The following is a 15,926-nucleotide window of genomic DNA, read 5'->3' as shown; positions in this document are numbered from 1 at the left end:
ACGGGTGCGGCTCTTAGAATCCGCCCTCTGATTGCCTGCCGCAACACCACTTTCACCCCGCCCGATGCGCCTGCCCGACCCCATTCTTGATCGCCCGATCCGCTTCGCTCTGGTCGGCTGTGGCCGCATCTCCAAAAACCATATCGAAGCCATCCAGGCCCATGCGGGCCGGGCCGAGCTGGTGGCGGTGTGCGACGACAAGCCCGAGAGCCTGGCCGCAGCCATGGCCACCACTGGCGTGGCGGGCTTTGCATCCCTGGATGCCCTGCTGGCCTCAGATTGCGCCGCCGATGTGGTGGTGCTGGCCACGCCCAGTGGCTTGCACCCTCAGCAAGCTTGTGCAGTGGCGGCCGCCGGCCTCCATGTGCTGAGCGAAAAGCCCATGGCCACCAAGTTCGACGAGGGCATGGCCATGGTGCGCGCCTGTCGTGACGCCGGGGTCAAGCTCTTTGTGGTCAAGCAAAACCGGCTCAATGCCACCGTGCAGCGCGTCAAGCAGGCGATCGAGCAAGGGCGCTTTGGCCGCATCTACCTATCCACGGTCAATGTGTTTTGGAGCCGACCGCAAAGTTACTACGACGCCGCGCCTTGGCGCGGCCGCTGGGATCTGGACGGCGGCGCCTTCATGAACCAGGCCAGCCACTACGTTGATTTGCTCGATTGGCTGGTCGGCCCGGTGGACAGCGTCCATGCCTATACCGCCACCCTGGCGCGCGACATCGAAGCCGAGGACACCGGCGTGATGAGCGTGCGCCTGCGCCACGGCGGCCTGGGCTCCATCAATGTGACCATGCTGACCTTCCCGCAGAACCTGGAAGGCTCGATCACCATCCTGGGCGAGAAGGGTTCGGTCAAGATCGGTGGCACGGCGGTCAACAAGATCGAGCACTGGCAGTTCGCCGAGCCGCACCCGGATGATGCGGCTGTACAGACGGCCAGTTATGACACGGGCAGTGTCTACGGTTTCGGCCACCCGCTCTACTACGACAACGTCATCAAGACCCTGCGCGGCGAGGCCAGCGCCCAGGTCGATGGCTACGAGGGCTTGCGCTCGCTGGAGATCCTGATCGCGGCCTATCGCAGCGCGCGTGACGGCCAGCGCGTCGGCTTGCCCCTGGTGTTTTGAAACTGACGCATCCGGCCATCATGAGTTTTTGGAAACACGACAGCGCCATCGTTGACGACGGTGCGCAGCTGGGCGAAGGCAGCAAGGTCTGGCATTTCGCCCACATCAGCCCGGGCGCCAAGATTGGCGCTCGCTGCTCGCTCGGCCAAGGTGTTTACGTCGGCAACGATGTGAGCATCGGCGACAACGTGCGCGTCCAGAACAATGTCTCGGTCTATGACGCCGTGACGCTGGAGGACGATGTGTTCTGTGGCCCCAGCATGGTGTTCACCAACGTCTACAACCCTCGCGCCGCCGTGGCGCGCAAGGCCGAGTACCGCCGCACCCTGGTCAAACGCGGCGCCACCTTGGGCGCCAACTGCACCATCGTTTGCGGCAGCACGGTCGGCGCCCATGCCTTCATCGGCGCGGGGGCCGTGGTGCAAAAAGATGTGCCCGATTTCGCCCTGATGGTCGGTGTGCCAGCCCGGCGTATCGGCTGGATGAGCCGTTTCGGTGAGCGCCTGGAATTCGACGCTCAGGGCCGGGCGCAATGCCCGCACACCGGTGACGTGTACGAACTGCAAACAGACGGTGCACGCTGTGTGCTCGTGACAGAAGGAAGCCTCGCGTGAGCACGACGAATGCACTGCCTTTCATCGATCTCAAGGCGCAGTACGCTGCGCTCAAGTCTCGCATTGATGCTCGCATCCAGCAGGTGCTGGACCATGGTCAGTACATCATGGGGCCCGAGGTCAAAGAGGTGGAAGTCCAGCTGGCAGCCCATGTGGGCGTCAAGCATTGCATCACCGTGTCCAGCGGCACCGAGGCCTTGCTGATTGCGCTGATGGCGCTGGATTTGAAGCCCGGCGATGAGGTGATCACCACCCCCTTTACTTTTGCAGCCACGGCCGAGGTGATCGTGCTTCTGGGCGGCGTGCCTGTGTTCGTGGACATCGAGCCCGACACCTGCAATATCGATGTGCGCCTGATCGAGGCCGCCATCACGCCGCGCACCCGAGCCATCATGCCGGTCAGCCTGTATGGCCAGGTTTGCGATATGGACGAGATCAACGCCCTTGCCGCCCGCCACGGCGGCATCGCCGTGATCGAGGACGCCGCTCAGAGCTTTGGCGCCAGCTACAAGGGCAAGAAGAGCTGCGGTCTTTCCACCTTCGGCGCCACCAGCTTCTTCCCCAGCAAGCCCTTGGGCTGCTATGGCGACGGCGGTGCCTTGTTCACCGATGACGACGCGTTGGCCCAAGCAGCGCGTGAGATCCGCGTGCATGGCCAAAGCCAGCGCTACACCCACACCCGGCTGGGTGTTGGCGGGCGCATGGACACACTGCAATGCGCCATCGTGCTGGCCAAGCTGGAGCGCTTTGATTGGGAGATCGAGCAACGCCTGAAGCTTGGCGCGCGCTATCAGGACTTGCTGGCGGATCTGTCGGTGCAGCGCCTGGCGGTGCGTGCCGATCGTGACTGCGTTTGGGCCCAGTTCACCTTGCACCTCGATGCGCGTGAAGCCGTGCAGCAGGCCTTGCAGGCCGCAGGCGTGCCGACGGCGGTTCATTACCCCAAGCCGCTGCACCAGCAGCCGGCCTATGCCGCCTACGGCCGTGGTCAGAGCTTCCCTGAGGCCGAGAAGGCCGCACGCCGGGTGATGAGCTTGCCAATGAGCGCGGACTTGAGCGAGGCGCAGCAGGATCAGGTGCTGGCGGCGTTGCGTCAGGCGCTGAGCGCCTCGGTCTGATCGCACGCGGCAGGGCTGGCCATGCTGCGTGACGCCTTGCTGCATGCGGGGGCCAGTGCCTTGACCTTGGTGCTGGTGACCGCCTTGGGGCTTGCAGTTGCATGGCTGCTGGGCCCCGAGGCTTTCGGCCGCTTCGCGACCTTGCAGGCCTTGGGCGCGATGCTGGCGCCGCTGGTGGCTTTGCGCCTGGATACGCGTGTGGCGGCCTGCGATTCCGCGACGGATCTTCAGGAAGTATTGGCTGGCTCGGTCGGTGGCGCGCTGGGATTCTCCTTTGTGGGCCTGACCGTGGCCGCAGTATGTGCAATCGCCGAGCCAGGCGTGGTGTGGCTTGTCTTGGCGGTGGTGACGATGGCCGTGCTCAGCTGCTTGCTGGATGCTTGGGTGAATGGCTTGGCTTTCTTGGGGCTTCGCAACCGTTTGATGGCCTATCGGACCGGTCGTCAGGTTTTGCCGGTGGCCGGCGCCTGCGCGGCAGTCGCTGTGAAGCCCACCGTGGACGCCGCGGCCTTGGGTTGGGTGTGTGGCGCCTTCGTATGCGCGGCTTGGGCCTGGCTCTGCTTGCCCGTTCAGGGCCCACTGACCCTGGCGCGTTGGCGTCGCAGCTGGGTCCAGCATCGTCATGGTTTGTCTGCTTCGCTGAGCTTGGGTGTTCTCAACACGGTCTGGCTGAATGGGCTTTTGCCCGCGCTGCAAGCGCTAGGCTTGTCGGCGGTGGCGGGGCAATATGCGCTGGTGCAGCGCTTGCTGGGCGCGCCGCTGGGCGTGGTCTCTGTGACTCTGAATGCATTGCTGATGAAGTCCAGCAATGCCCTGCATCGCCAGCCTTGGCGGCTGCTGGGGCTGGCACTGGGTTTGTTCGTTTTGGCGTTGACGACGGGTGCGTTCATTCACATGGCTTCGATCGGCGTCTTGCCCTGGCAGTTGCCCGAGCGTTGGCGAATGGAGGGGGACATGTTCTGGCCAGCGGTGTTCTTCTTGTCTGCCTCGTTTGCTGTGGGCGGCTTGAGCATCGTGAGCATCCGCTTGAGAGACGAATGGTTTCTTACCGGATGGCAGGCCGCTGCCTTGGCATCTTGGGGTGGCGTGTTGCTTCTGATGCCCTCAGCCGAAGCATTTCGATGGATGCTGTTGCTGGGTGGATGCGCCTATGGTGTGCTTTTGTTGCGCTGGGTCTGGCGTGCTCAGCCAGAGATGAGGCTCGTCCCATGAAGGCCACGTGGAAGACGCGTTTGCGCGCATGGCAGAGGGCGCTGCTGTTGCGTTTGCCTTTCTTTCGCGCATTTGCAGAAACGGCGGGAACCGGCTGCCCGGTGAATGCGCGCTATGTGTTCTTTCAGAAGGTGCTCGGCTTCAATCGCAGGGTGCCTTGGCCGGTGCATTTCACGTCGGTGGTGAGTGGCTCCAATTACATGCGCATCGGCGTCAACACGGCGCCTGGCGCGTCCCTCGGCAATTACATCTTTGCCAGCCCGGAGGCGCCCATTCACATCGGTGACTTTTGCGTGATTGCGAGCAATGTCTGTATTGGTTCCTTCAATCACGACGTCTACAACATCAGTCGCTACACACACAAAGGCGGCATCACGCTTGGGAACTATTGCTGGGTGGGCGCCAACGCGGTGATCCTCTCGGGTGTCGCGCTCGGCGATCACACGGTGGTGGCCGCTGGCGCGGTGGTGACCCGATCCTTTCCCGACGGCCATTGCGTGTTGGCCGGTAGCCCGGCACGCGTGATCAAGACCCTGGAACGTGACAGGGTTGAGCGCTTCCTGCCGCCTTATCTGTACCGCGGCTATCGGCGCTTGGGGCCGACGCCGCAAGCCGTCTCGCGCGGCGCACTGGGGCAGGGCTGCCCGGACGGGGGGCACTGAGATGTGCGGCATTGTTGTCGTGCTGACACCGCAGCAACCGACCCCGCTGGCGGCGGTGCAGGGGATGAACACGCGCTTGCGTCATCGCGGCCCGGATGACGAGGGCTATCTGGTGCTGGATGGTGAAGGACTGCAGTGCCTGGGCGGGCCAGACACACCGCCAGCTGTCTGGCAACTGCCCACCGGCTTTGAGCCCACAGCGTCTATCGCCGACCAGCCGCGCCGTGCCGTGTACCTGGCCTTGGCCCATCGACGCTTGGCTATCGTCGATCTCTCGCCCTGGGGGCATCAGCCCATGCGTCGAGGTGCTCGGTATGCCGTGGCCTTCAATGGTGAGATTTACAACCACGTCGAACTGCGCCTCGAACTGGAGGTCTTGGGTCACAGCTTTCGCTCGCACTCGGACACCGAGGTGCTGCTCGCGGCCTACCAGCAATGGGGCCCGCAGGCACTGTCGCGTTTCAACGGGATGTGGGCGTTCGCCCTGTTGGACCTGGAGCGCCGGCAGCTCTTCATCGCCCGAGATCGCTTCGGCGTGAAGCCGCTCTATTTCTGGTCGGACGAAAAGGGCCAGGTCTTGCTGGCCAGTGAGATCAAAGCTTTGCTGATGCATCCCTTGGTGCGCAGCGACGTGGATCTGACCGCTTGTCAGGACTACATCTCCGAGGGCGCGCAGGCCTGGACCCCTGGGACCTTGTTTCGTGGCATTCAACGATTTCCGGCCGGGCACTTTGCAACGGTGCAGATCGACAGGCCGCAAGCGCTGCAGCCGCAAGCGTATTGGCGCACGGAAGCCGCCGATGAAGTGGCCTTGCAGCGTCCATTTGATGCCCGCGAGGCCGATGACTGGGCGCAGCGTTACCGGGACCTGATGCAGGACGCGGTGCGCTTGCGCATGCGCATGGACGTGCGCTTCGGTACGGCTTTGTCCGGCGGCCTCGATTCTTCTCAAATTGCCGCATGGGTAAATCAGGAACTGTCTAGGCGCGGCCAGGGTGAGCGACAGGAGGTGTTCTCCAGCGTTTATGCGCAGCCTCAAGGCCAAGAGGGGCAAGACCGGGCCTTGCTCGCGGCGGATGAGAGCCTTTATATCGGCCAAGTGGCCGAGCGGCTGGGTGTGCGCTCCAACACCATACAGCCGCAGTGGCAAGGCATTCCGGCCGCACACGAGCGCATGATTTGGGCCCTGGACTTGCCGCCGGCCAACACTTTGATGTCCAGCTGGCACACCTATGCTTTGGTGGCCCAGCGCGGTGTGGTCGTGACGCTGGACGGACAGGGTGCGGACGAGCAAATGGCGGGTTATTTGCGTTTCCTGCGCAACCATTTGGCGCACGCCCCCTTGGCCCGCAGTGTTGGAGAAGCCATGGCCTTGGCTCGCACGACGACGGGTTGCGCTCGGACCGTCACGCTGGGCTTGGCAGGGAACTTGGTCCGCCACTTGGGGGGGCAAGCGGCCTTGAATGCACTCGAAGCCCGCGTCGCTCGTGCCGGCGGCATGGGCATGACCTTGCAGCAGGCACTCACGAGGGATGTTCAAACCGGCTTGCAGACCCTGCTGCATTACGCGGATCAATCCGCCATGGCTTGGTCGGTGGAGTCGCGGATGCCCTTCATGGACTACCGCGTGATGCAGTTCCTCGCGCAGGTGCCGTATGCCTACCGTGTGCATGCCGGCTGGACCAAATGGTTGGCGCGACATGCCGCGAATGACATGCTGCCATCCACGGTGCTCTGGCGCCGTGACAAGCTGGGTTGGGCCATCCCGGAGCAGGCTTGGTTTGGGGCAGGCGCTCCTTTGGCGAGCTGGATTGACGAGCAACTCTCGGGCAGCTCATTTGTTCAGAACTTGGCGCAGACGATGGGTCGCGATCTCCGCGCTGTACCAGCGGCGGAGCGCGTGCGCTGGCTCAACCTCGCGGTGTGGCATCGCTTGTATCAAGAAGAGGCCAATCGACCGGGCCGCCTTTTGGGGCGGGCGCAGGCATGAGTCAGCCGCGCATGGTGTTTCATCACCCCCACCCGGTGCGAGCCGGGGCGCAAACCGCGAGCGGCGTGCGGCCGTTTCGAATGTTGGAGGCCTTTGCCGCTCTGGGCTATGCGGTGGATGCAGTGGTGGGCACCGCGCGTGAACGAGCGCAGGTCATCGCAACGGTGCGAGCACGCTTGCGCGCTGGGGAAGCCTACGACTTCATGTACTCGGAAAGCTCCACCGAGCCGACGCTGCTGACCGAGCCTCATCATCTTCCCTTGCACCCGACGCTGGACTTTGGCTTCATGCGGCAACTCAAGGCGGCGGGTGTCCCGCTGGGGCTGTTCTACCGTGATGTGTATTGGCGTTTTCCTGGCTACGGCCTGAACCTGCCGAGGTGGAAGCGTGCAGCCGCGCTGTGGGCGTATCACCATGATCTGCGGCAGTACCGGTCTTTGCTGGACAGGCTCTACCTCCCGTCCCTGCCGATGAGCGCCTATGTCCCCGAGATTCCAATCGAACGCGTGCGCGCATTGCCGCCGGGTCATGGGGGCTTGGCACCGGTGGCCGCTCGTCCCAGGAAGTCAGGTGAGCCTTTGCATCTGCTGTATGTCGGTGGCATGGGGGCTAACTATCCTTTGCATCGGCTGTTTGAAGCCGTTCACCAATTGCCGCAATTGCGCCTGACCGTCTGCACGCGGGAAGCGGAATGGCGCGCTGTGGCCGCACAGTACCCGCTGCCAGAGGGGGAGCGCGTGCGTATCGTTCATGCGTCGGGCTCGGGTTTGATTCCCCTGTACGAGATGGCTGATGTGTGTGTGCTGTTCGTGCAGCCCCAGCCCTACTGGACATTTGCGGTACCCGTGAAGCAGTTCGAGTACATCGGCATGGGTCTGCCCATACTGGCCAGCGAAGGCACTCTGAGTGGAGACTTCGTTCGTGATCACGGCGTGGGCTGGACTTTGCCCTACGACACCGCTGCCTTGCTGCTGCAGCTGCAGCATTTGGTCCAGACGCCGGACGCAGTGGCCGCGCGCCGGGCACAGAGTTTGGCCTTGGCCCCTCATCACAGTTGGTTGGCTCGGTCTCAGCAAGTGGTGTCGGACTTGCGGAGGCGTGTGTGAGAGTCGCCTTTCTCGCTCCGGCCAATTCCATACATACGGTGCAGTGGGTGAATGGCTTGGCTCGTCGCGGGCTCTCGGTGCATCTGCTCAGCGTGCATCCGGCCTTGGCAGGCGTCGATCCGACGGTGACCGTGCATGCACTTCGGCCCCAGGGCGGGCTGGGCTATGTCGCTGCGGTGCCTGCACTGCGGCGCGCCTTGAAGCGCTTGCAGCCGGACCTGGTTCATGCCCATTACGCCACCGGTTATGGCGCCATGGCCGCTGCAGTCCGAGGGTTCCCTGTGCTGCTGTCCGCATGGGGCAGCGATGTTTATGATTTCCCCGATCGTTCTTGGCTGCACCGCTGGGTGCTGATGCGGCATTTGCGCAAAGCGACCGCGCTGGCCTCGACCAGCCACTGCATGGCTGAGCGTGTGCGTCAGTTTGCGCCCCAGCGCGAGGTTTTCGTGACACCGTTTGGAGTGGACACCGAGCGCTTTGTTCCCGCGCAGTCGTTGCAGCCTGCCGAGCAGGCGCGCAATTCAGTCAGCGGTGCTGCGCAGGATGAGCACCGAGTGCTGCGCATCGGCTCGGCGAAGATCCTCGCACCGGTGTATGGCTTCGATGTTCTGCTGCGGGCTGTTGCGCAGGTGCGTGCGCAAGGTGTGTCGGTCGAGCTGGTGCTCGCGGGCGATGGCCCTCAGCGAGGCGACTTGCAGGCCCTGGCCCAGCAACTGGGTCTTGCTGATGCGGTGCAGTTCTTGGGTGCCTTGCCGCACGCCGAGATGCCTCGCTTCTTGCAGTCACTCGATGTGTTTGCAGCCTTGAGCCGTCAAGAGAGCTTTGGCGTTGCCGCGCTCGAAGCCGGCGCTTGCGGTGTGCCTGCGGTGCTCTCGGATGCGCCTGGGTTTACCGAGGTGGCTGTGGCAGGACATACCGCCTTGCTGGTGCCGCGCGAGGATGTCGCGGCCAGCAGTCAGGCCTTGCTCTCTCTTCTGCGGGATGAAGCTGCACGCCATCGCATGGGTGAAGCCGCACGGGCTCATGTGAATGCTCTCTACAGTTGGCCGCGGGTGATCGATTCCATGCTTCTTGTGTATCAAACAGTCCTCGCCAGGGCCATGCGTTCGTGAATATTCTGCTCATCAACCATTACGCCGGCTCCCCCCAGCACGGCATGGAATTCCGTCCCTTCTACCTGGCGCGCGAATGGGTCCGCATGGGCCATCGGGTGCTGATCCTCGGCTCGGTGAGGTCGCATGTGCGTGCCGCCGAGCCGCAGCCGGGCGTGCAAATCATCGACGGCGTGCATTACTGTTGGTACGACACCCCTGAGTACCAAGGCAACGGTGTGGGGCGCTTGCGCAATATCTGGTCCTTCTGCCGTCAGGTTTGGGGTGATGCCAAGAACCTGGCCGAGGGTTTTCAGCCCGATGCCGTGATCGCTTCCAGCACCTACCCCATGGACATCTGGGTGGCGCGCAAGATTGCGCGCCAGGCTCAGGCCAAGCTGATCTACGAGGTGCACGACCTCTGGCCGCTGTCGCCGATCGAGCTCTCGGGCATGTCGCCGCTGCATCCCTTCGCCATGATTTGCCAGAAGGCCGAGAACGACGCCTACCGGGACGCCGATATGGTGGTGTCCATGCTGCCCAAGGTCCATGAGCACATGGCCGACCATGGCCTGGACCTGCGCAAGCTGCACATCGTGCCCAATGGCATTGCGCTGGACGAGTGGTCAGACTCGGTGCCGCCTGCTGCGCTTGAGGGCGAACTGGCCGCGCACCTGGATGCGCTGGCAGCCCAAGGGCAGTTGGTGTTGGGCTATGCCGGCTCGCACGGCCTGCCCAATGCACTCGACGTGCTGCTCGACGCAGCTTGCCTGCTGCAGCAAGCGCCCGAGGGCAGCCCGGCTCGGCGTGTGGCCATCGTCATGGTCGGGGGCGGCCACGAGAAGGCGCGCTTGCAGGCCCGCGTGGCGGCCGAGGGCCTGAGCCAGGTGCGGTGTTTCGATGCGATTCCCAAGTCGCAAATCCCCGCCTTGCTGGCCCGCTTTGACATCGCCTACATCGGCTGGCAACGCACGCCCATCTACCGCTTTGGCATCGCGCCCAACAAGCTGATGGACTACATGATGGCGCGCCGCCCGGTGCTGCATTCGGTGGACGCCGGCAATGACCCGGTGCGCGAGGCCGGCGCCGGCCTGACCGTGCCGCCCGAAGACGCGCAAGCGGTGGCGGACGGCGTGCTTCGTTTGGCGGCCCTGAGCGCTGAGGAGCGCGCGGCCATGGGCGAGCGCGGCCGCGCCTTCGTGCTGGCCGAGCACAGCTACCCCGTCTTGGCGCGACACTTTCTTGATGCCTTGGCGCAAGTCACAGAAACAGGAACGCAGCCATGAATCAAGGCCAGACGGAGCTGGACGCCATTGCCCAGCGCTACCAGCGTCGTGCCGAGGCGGGCCTGGGCGACCGCTACAGCCTGCTGCGACCCGAGGTCTGGCAGATGTTGCAGGAGCGGCAGCGAGCTCTTTTGCGTGAGCTGGCGGTGCGGCCCGGTGCCGTTTCGGATTGGCGTTTGACCGAGGTAGGCTGTGGCGCCGGTGGCAACTTGCTGGAATTCTTGCGCCTCGGTTTGAGGCCCGAGCATGTGCAGGGCGTGGAGCTGCTGCCCGAGCGGCATGCCGCTGCGCGCCAGTGTTTGCCGGATGCGCTGAACTTGCATCTCGGCGATGCGTCTGCGGCCGCCATCGAGCCGCTGAGCCAGGATCTGATCCTGCAGTCGACGGTCTTCTCGTCGATCTTGAGCGATGCCGTGCAGGAGGCCGTAGCACAAGCCATGTGGCGCTGGCTCAAGCCTGGCGGCGCCGTGCTGTGGTACGACTTCATCGTCGACAATCCACGCAATGCCGATGTGCGCGGCGTGCCGCTGAAACGCGTGCGGGCGCTGTTCCCGGAGGCTGAGCAGATCCGTTGGCAACGCCTGACCCTGCTGCCGCCACTGGCCCGTCGGGTCTGCCGCCTGCATCCGCAGGCTTACACCCTGTTCAACAGCATTCCCTGGCTGCGCACCCATGTGCTGGCCGTGATCGAAAAGTCACCATGAGTTCTGAGTTGCCTCAAGCACCGTTCTTGCCTTTCGCCTTGCCCGAGATCGGAGAAGACGAGATCAACGAGGTGGTAGACAGCCTGCGCTCGGGCTGGGTGACCACCGGCCCCAAAGCCAAACGTTTCGAACAGGACTTTGCGGCCTTTTTGGGCGACCCGCAGATGGAGTGTGTCGCGGTCAACTCAGCCACCGCGGGTTTGCATTTGGCCTTAGAGGCCATGGGTATCGGCCCTGGCGACGAGGTCATCACCACCACTCACACCTTCACGGCCACCGCTGAAGTGGTGCGCTACCTCGGCGCGGATGTGGTGCTGGTGGACATCGACCCGGCCACACTGAACATCGACCCCAAGCAGGTGGAGGCGGCGATCACGCCTCGCACGCGTTGCATCATCCCCGTGCACTACGCCGGCCTGGCGGTGGACATGATTGCCATCCTCGACATCGCCCGCAAGCACGGCCTGCGAGTGCTGGAGGATGCCGCCCATGCCCTGCCCGCCACGCTGGAGAAAGAGTTGATCGGCACCATGGGCAGCGACGCCACGGTGTTCAGCTTCTATGCCAACAAGACCATGACGACGGGCGAGGGCGGCATGCTGGTGACGCGCAATGCCGAGCTGGCCAAGCGGGCGCGTGTGATGCGTTTGCATGGCATGAATCGCGATGCCTTTGATCGCTTCACCGCCAAGACGCCGTCCTGGTACTACGAGATCGTGGCCCCAGGCTTCAAGTACAACATGACCGATATCGCCGCGGCCATGGGCATCCACCAGCTCAAGCGCATTCCTGCCTTTCAGGCGCGGCGCGAGCAGATTGCGCAGGCCTATCTGGCCGCCTTTGCCGATCTGCCCCTGGTCTTGCCGCCGCAGGCTCAGGCGGGCGATGTGCATTCCTGGCATCTGTTCGTGCTGCGCCTTGCAGACGGCTTGGCGATGAGCCGCGATGAATTCATCGAGCGCATGTTCACCGCGGGCATTGGCTGCAGCGTCCACTACATCCCTTTGCATTTGCAGCCGTATTGGCGCGATCGCTACCAGCTGCGCGCCGAGCAATTCCCGCATTCGCAGCGCGCCTTCGAGCGCATGCTGAGCATTCCGCTGTACACGGCTATGAGCGATGCCGACGTGCAGCGCGTCATTGCTGCGGTCAGGGCTATCGCGCTGGGGTGAGTCGAGTGTTTGCCAAGCGCCTTTTCGATGTGCTGGCTGCAGCCTTGGGTCTGTTCTTGCTGTCGCCCTTGCTCTTGCTGATCGCAGCCTGGGTCAAGCTCGATTCACCGGGGCCGGTGTTTTTCCTGCAGCAGCGGGTCGGGCGGCAAGGGCGTTTGTTCGCGATTCACAAATTCCGCAGCATGAGGGCAGATGCCCCTGCATTGGGGCCCCAGATCACGATTGGTCGGGACACTCGCATCAGCCGCGCGGGGCATTTCCTGCGACGCCACAAGCTCGATGAACTGCCTCAGCTCTGGGATGTGCTGCGCGGCGAGATGAGCCTGGTCGGCCCGCGGCCTGAGGTGCCGCGCTATGTGGCGCTCTACCCGGCAGACATGCATGCACTGATCCTGTCGGTGCGCCCGGGCATCACCGATCTGGCTTCCATCGAGTACCGCGACGAGAGTCGCTTGTTGGCCGAGGCCACCGACCCCGAGCGTTGCTATGTGGAACAGGTCCTACCGATGAAGCTGGCAATTTCGGCCCGCTACATCAGAAGCCGCTCCTTCTGGGGTGATGTGCGCCTGGTGCTGCAAACCCTGCGAGTTTTGCGGCACAGCGAGCCCGCAGTGGCTGAGCGCGATACGCGCTGACTTCGACCGGCTCTTTGCGCCGGCTCATCTCGCGCAAGGCAAGGCTCTCCAGCATCGACAATAGTGTCACTATGTTCTGGCTGACCCTCGATACCTTCTTGACGCGCATCCGTCCCTTTCGGGCGGGCATCTCCTTGTTGCTGGACGCAGTTCTGGTGGCGCTTGCCTGGCACGCGACCTATCTGTTCCGGCTCGGCTTCGAAAAATGGTGGTCGGCCAGGCCTTCCTATGACACGGCAGTGCTGGCCGGGCTTGTGCTTCTGTATGCCTTGATGCTGTGGCTGTGGGGAGCCCCCCGGGGCATGTGGCGATTCAGCGGCTTTGGCGAGGTGAAGCGCCTGGCTGGGGCCTGCTTGATGGCTGGCCTGCTGGGTGCCGTCGCCGTGTTGATGGCGCATTTGAGCGGCGTTCCCCGGTCCGTCTTGGCCTTGCATCCCGTCTTCTGCTTGATCAGCATGGCCATGATGCGTCTGGGTTACCGCATGTTGTACGAACACATGCGGGGCCGGATCAGCGGCAGCTCGGTCGAATCGCACCGGGCCTTGGTGATGGGGGCAGGGCAGGCCGGGCGCCTGGCGGTGGCGGGCATTCAGCACCAGGGTTGGGTGGTGGTCGGTTGGTTGGACGACGATCCGCTCAAGCGCGATGTGCGGGTGGCCGGTATCCCGGTTCTGGGGCCACTCGATCAATTGGCCCGATTTGTGGCCTTGCATGGCATCACCCATGTGATCGTGGCCATGCCCTCGGCGGAGCCCGCGCAGCGCCGCCGCGCGCTGGCCTTGGCTAGCTCGAGCGGGCTGAACGTCCTCACCGTTCCCAGCAATACAGAGTTGCTTTCTGGGCGGCGGGTGGAGCAATTGCGCCATATCGAGCCTGAGGATCTGCTGGGCCGGGAACCGGTCCAGCTGGACGAAGGCGGCATCAGCGAATGTCTGAATGGCCGCACGGTCCTCATCACGGGTGCGGGCGGCAGCATTGGCAGCGAGTTGTGCCGACAAGTGGCGCGCTACGGTCCCAAGAAGCTGGTCCTTTACGAGCAGAGCGAGTTCGCGCTCTACCAGATTGAGCAAGACCTGACCCTGCATTTCCCGCTGGTCCAGCTGGTCCGATTGATGGGCGATGTGAAAGATCTGGATCATCTGCGCCAGACCTTTCAGCGTTTCAAGCCGCAAGTCACCTTCCATGCGGCGGCCTACAAGCATGTGCCTTTGATGGAAGACGAGAACGCTTGGGCTGCAGTGCGCAACAACACCTTGGGCACCTATCACGCTGCGCTGGCTGCCGCGGAGTCTGGGGTGGAGCGTTTTGTCTTGATCAGCACAGACAAGGCGGTGAATCCGACCAATGTAATGGGCGCAAGCAAGCGGGCGGCCGAATTGGTGCTCAGCCATATGGCCTCAGTGCATGCTGGCACCCGCTTCATGGCGGTCCGTTTTGGCAATGTGCTGGGATCGAGTGGCAGTGTGATTCCCAAGTTCAAGGAACAGATCGCGCGCGGCGGCCCGGTGACGGTGACTCACCCTGACATCACGCGCTATTTCATGACCATCCCCGAAGCCGCGCGGCTGGTGGTACAGGCGGCGGCGATCGGCGAGACCGGGCGGGTGTATGTGCTTGATATGGGTGATCCCGTGCGGATTGTTGATCTTGCTCGAGACATGATCCGCCTCTCAGGTCACCGCACCGATGAAGTCTTGATTCAGTTCAGTGGACTGAGACCAGGCGAGAAGCTCTTTGAGGAGCTCTTGACTGCGAGTGAAACCACGCTGCCCACCACGATTCAACGATTGAACATCGCCTGTCTCCAAGATTCGCCGAAAGATGATCAGGTACTGCGTTGGCTGTTCGAGCTCTGTGCCATGGGCGCAGTTCCGGATGAGACGGTTCGGCGGGCGCTGCGCAGCCTCTTGCCGGAGTTTTCTCCTTCGCTCCATTGAACTCTCGCAGGCATTCGCCATCGAAATTGACACGCGACATACGCACAACGTTGAGCCGACGAACTGATTCATGATTTGCCATTCCCATCTCAATTGGCTCGAAGAAGAAGCCATCTTCATCCTGCGCGAAGTGGCCGCCGCTTTCGAGCGCCCAGGCCTGCTGTTCTCCAGCGGCAAGGACTCTTGCGTGGTCTTGCGCCTGGCCGAAAAAGCCTTCAAGCAGCGCGTGGCCGGCAGTGAATTCAAGGGCCGTCTGCCCTTCCCGCTGGTCCATGTGGACACTGGCCACAACTTCCCCGAAGTGATCGAATTTCGCGAGAAGCGCGTGGCCGAGATGGGCGAGCGCCTGATCGTCGCGCACATGGACGAGTCGATCAAAAAGGGCACCGTGCGCCTGGCCCACCCGCTGGAATCGCGCAACGGCCACCAGACCGTGACCCTGCTGGAAGCGATCGAAGAACACCGCTTCGATGTGCTGATCGGCGGCGCCCGCCGTGATGAAGAAAAGGCCCGCGCCAAGGAACGCATCTTCAGCCACCGCGACAGCTTCGGCCAATGGCAGCCCAAGGAACAGCGCCCCGAGCTGTGGAACCTGTTCAACACCCGCATCCGCCCGGGCGAGCATTTCCGCGCCTTCCCGATCAGCAACTGGACGGAGCTGGATGTTTGGCTCTACATCGCCCGCGAAAACATCCCCCTGCCCAGCTTGTATTTCAAGCATGAGCGCCCGGTGATCCGCCGCAAGGGCTTGCTGGTATCGCTGACGGACGTGACCCCGCCCGAGGCCGGCGAGACGGTGGAAACCGCCACCGTGCGCTTCCGCACCGTGGGCGACATGACCTGCACCTGCCCGGTGGAAAGCACGGCCGCCACGGCCGCCGACATCGTGGCCGAAACGCTGACCGTGACCGTCAGCGAGCGCGGCGCCACCCGCATGGACGACCGCACGTCCGAGGCCTCGATGGAGCGCCGCAAGAAGGAAGGGTATTTCTGATCATGAACGCCGTTGCTGAACACCTGATTCACGACTCTGACGTGGACACCCATCACCGCGCCCTGCGCTTCCTGACCGCCGGCAGCGTCGACGATGGCAAGAGCACCCTGATCGGCCGCCTGCTGTTCGATTCCCGCGCCATCCTGGCCGACCAACTGGACACCCTGGAAAAGCGCGCAGCCGGTGCGCCCATCGACCTGTCCCTGCTGACCGATGGCCTGGAGGCCGAGCGCGAGCAAGGCATCACCATCGATGTGGCCTACCGCTACTTCGCCACCA

At 63.6% G+C, this 15,926-nt stretch carries 15 protein-coding genes; all 15 read left to right on the top strand.

The annotated features are described in order from the left end of the window. Positions 1-64 precede the first annotated feature (64 nt). On the top strand, positions 65-1,126 hold the full coding sequence (locus tag LNV28_RS24520; RefSeq protein ID WP_263517100.1) for a Gfo/Idh/MocA family protein: 1,062 nt from the start codon (positions 65-67) through the stop codon (positions 1,124-1,126). A gap of 20 nt (positions 1,127-1,146) precedes the next feature. Continuing rightward, on the top strand, positions 1,147-1,740 hold the full coding sequence (locus LNV28_RS24515; protein WP_263517101.1) for an acyltransferase: 594 nt from the start codon (positions 1,147-1,149) through the stop codon (positions 1,738-1,740). Positions 1,741-1,754: 14 nt separating this feature from the next. Next, on the top strand, positions 1,755-2,858 hold the full coding sequence (locus LNV28_RS24510; RefSeq protein WP_263517175.1) for a DegT/DnrJ/EryC1/StrS family aminotransferase: 1,104 nt from the start codon (positions 1,755-1,757) through the stop codon (positions 2,856-2,858). Positions 2,859-3,032: 174 nt separating this feature from the next. Further along, entirely contained in the window at positions 3,033-4,070 is a 1,038-nt protein-coding gene (locus tag LNV28_RS24505; protein WP_263569071.1) for a hypothetical protein, read from the top strand. Then, positions 4,067-4,732, top strand: a complete 666-nt coding sequence (locus tag LNV28_RS24500; RefSeq protein WP_263517103.1) for an acyltransferase — start codon at positions 4,067-4,069, stop codon at positions 4,730-4,732. The genes LNV28_RS24505 and LNV28_RS24500 overlap by 4 nt, the downstream gene beginning before the upstream one ends. Before the next feature lies 1 nt (position 4,733). Beyond that, positions 4,734-6,722, top strand: coding sequence for an asparagine synthase (glutamine-hydrolyzing) (gene asnB / locus LNV28_RS24495; protein WP_263517104.1), 1,989 nt, complete (start codon positions 4,734-4,736; stop codon positions 6,720-6,722). Next, positions 6,719-7,828 (top strand): glycosyltransferase, encoded by a 1,110-nt coding sequence (locus LNV28_RS24490; protein ID WP_263517105.1) that lies wholly within the window; start codon positions 6,719-6,721, stop codon positions 7,826-7,828. The genes asnB and LNV28_RS24490 overlap by 4 nt, the downstream gene beginning before the upstream one ends. Then, a complete protein-coding gene (locus LNV28_RS24485) occupies positions 7,825-8,940 on the top strand; it encodes a glycosyltransferase (protein WP_263517106.1) in 1,116 nt (371 codons plus the stop codon). Before LNV28_RS24490 ends, LNV28_RS24485 begins: the two co-directional genes overlap by 4 nt. Beyond that, positions 8,937-10,205 (top strand): glycosyltransferase family 4 protein, encoded by a 1,269-nt coding sequence (locus tag LNV28_RS24480; protein WP_263517107.1) that lies wholly within the window; start codon positions 8,937-8,939, stop codon positions 10,203-10,205. The genes LNV28_RS24485 and LNV28_RS24480 overlap by 4 nt, the downstream gene beginning before the upstream one ends. Beyond that, positions 10,202-10,909 carry a class I SAM-dependent methyltransferase gene (locus tag LNV28_RS24475; protein ID WP_263517108.1) on the top strand — a complete coding sequence of 236 codons (708 nt, stop codon included), beginning with the start codon at positions 10,202-10,204 and terminating at the stop codon, positions 10,907-10,909. The genes LNV28_RS24480 and LNV28_RS24475 overlap by 4 nt, the downstream gene beginning before the upstream one ends. Next, positions 10,906-12,081, top strand: coding sequence for a DegT/DnrJ/EryC1/StrS family aminotransferase (locus LNV28_RS24470; RefSeq protein ID WP_263517109.1), 1,176 nt, complete (start codon positions 10,906-10,908; stop codon positions 12,079-12,081). Before LNV28_RS24475 ends, LNV28_RS24470 begins: the two co-directional genes overlap by 4 nt. Before the next feature lie 5 nt (positions 12,082-12,086). Continuing rightward, positions 12,087-12,716, top strand: a complete 630-nt coding sequence (locus LNV28_RS24465; RefSeq protein WP_263517176.1) for a sugar transferase — start codon at positions 12,087-12,089, stop codon at positions 12,714-12,716. Between the two features lie 71 nt (positions 12,717-12,787). Continuing rightward, on the top strand, positions 12,788-14,653 hold the full coding sequence (locus LNV28_RS24460) for a polysaccharide biosynthesis protein (RefSeq protein WP_263517110.1): 1,866 nt from the start codon (positions 12,788-12,790) through the stop codon (positions 14,651-14,653). A 70-nt stretch (positions 14,654-14,723) separates the two neighbouring features. Continuing rightward, positions 14,724-15,647, top strand: coding sequence for a sulfate adenylyltransferase subunit CysD (gene cysD, locus LNV28_RS24455; RefSeq protein WP_263517111.1), 924 nt, complete (start codon positions 14,724-14,726; stop codon positions 15,645-15,647). Positions 15,648-15,649: 2 nt separating this feature from the next. After that, positions 15,650-15,926, top strand: a 277-nt coding sequence (locus LNV28_RS24450) for a GTP-binding protein (protein WP_263517112.1), incomplete at its 3' end; no start/stop codon positions are given.

The organism is Paucibacter sp. DJ2R-2, from assembly GCF_025717675.1.
Lineage (GTDB): Bacteria > Pseudomonadota > Gammaproteobacteria > Burkholderiales > Burkholderiaceae_C > Paucibacter_A.
This window is presented reverse-complemented; position numbering and strand designations above follow the sequence as displayed.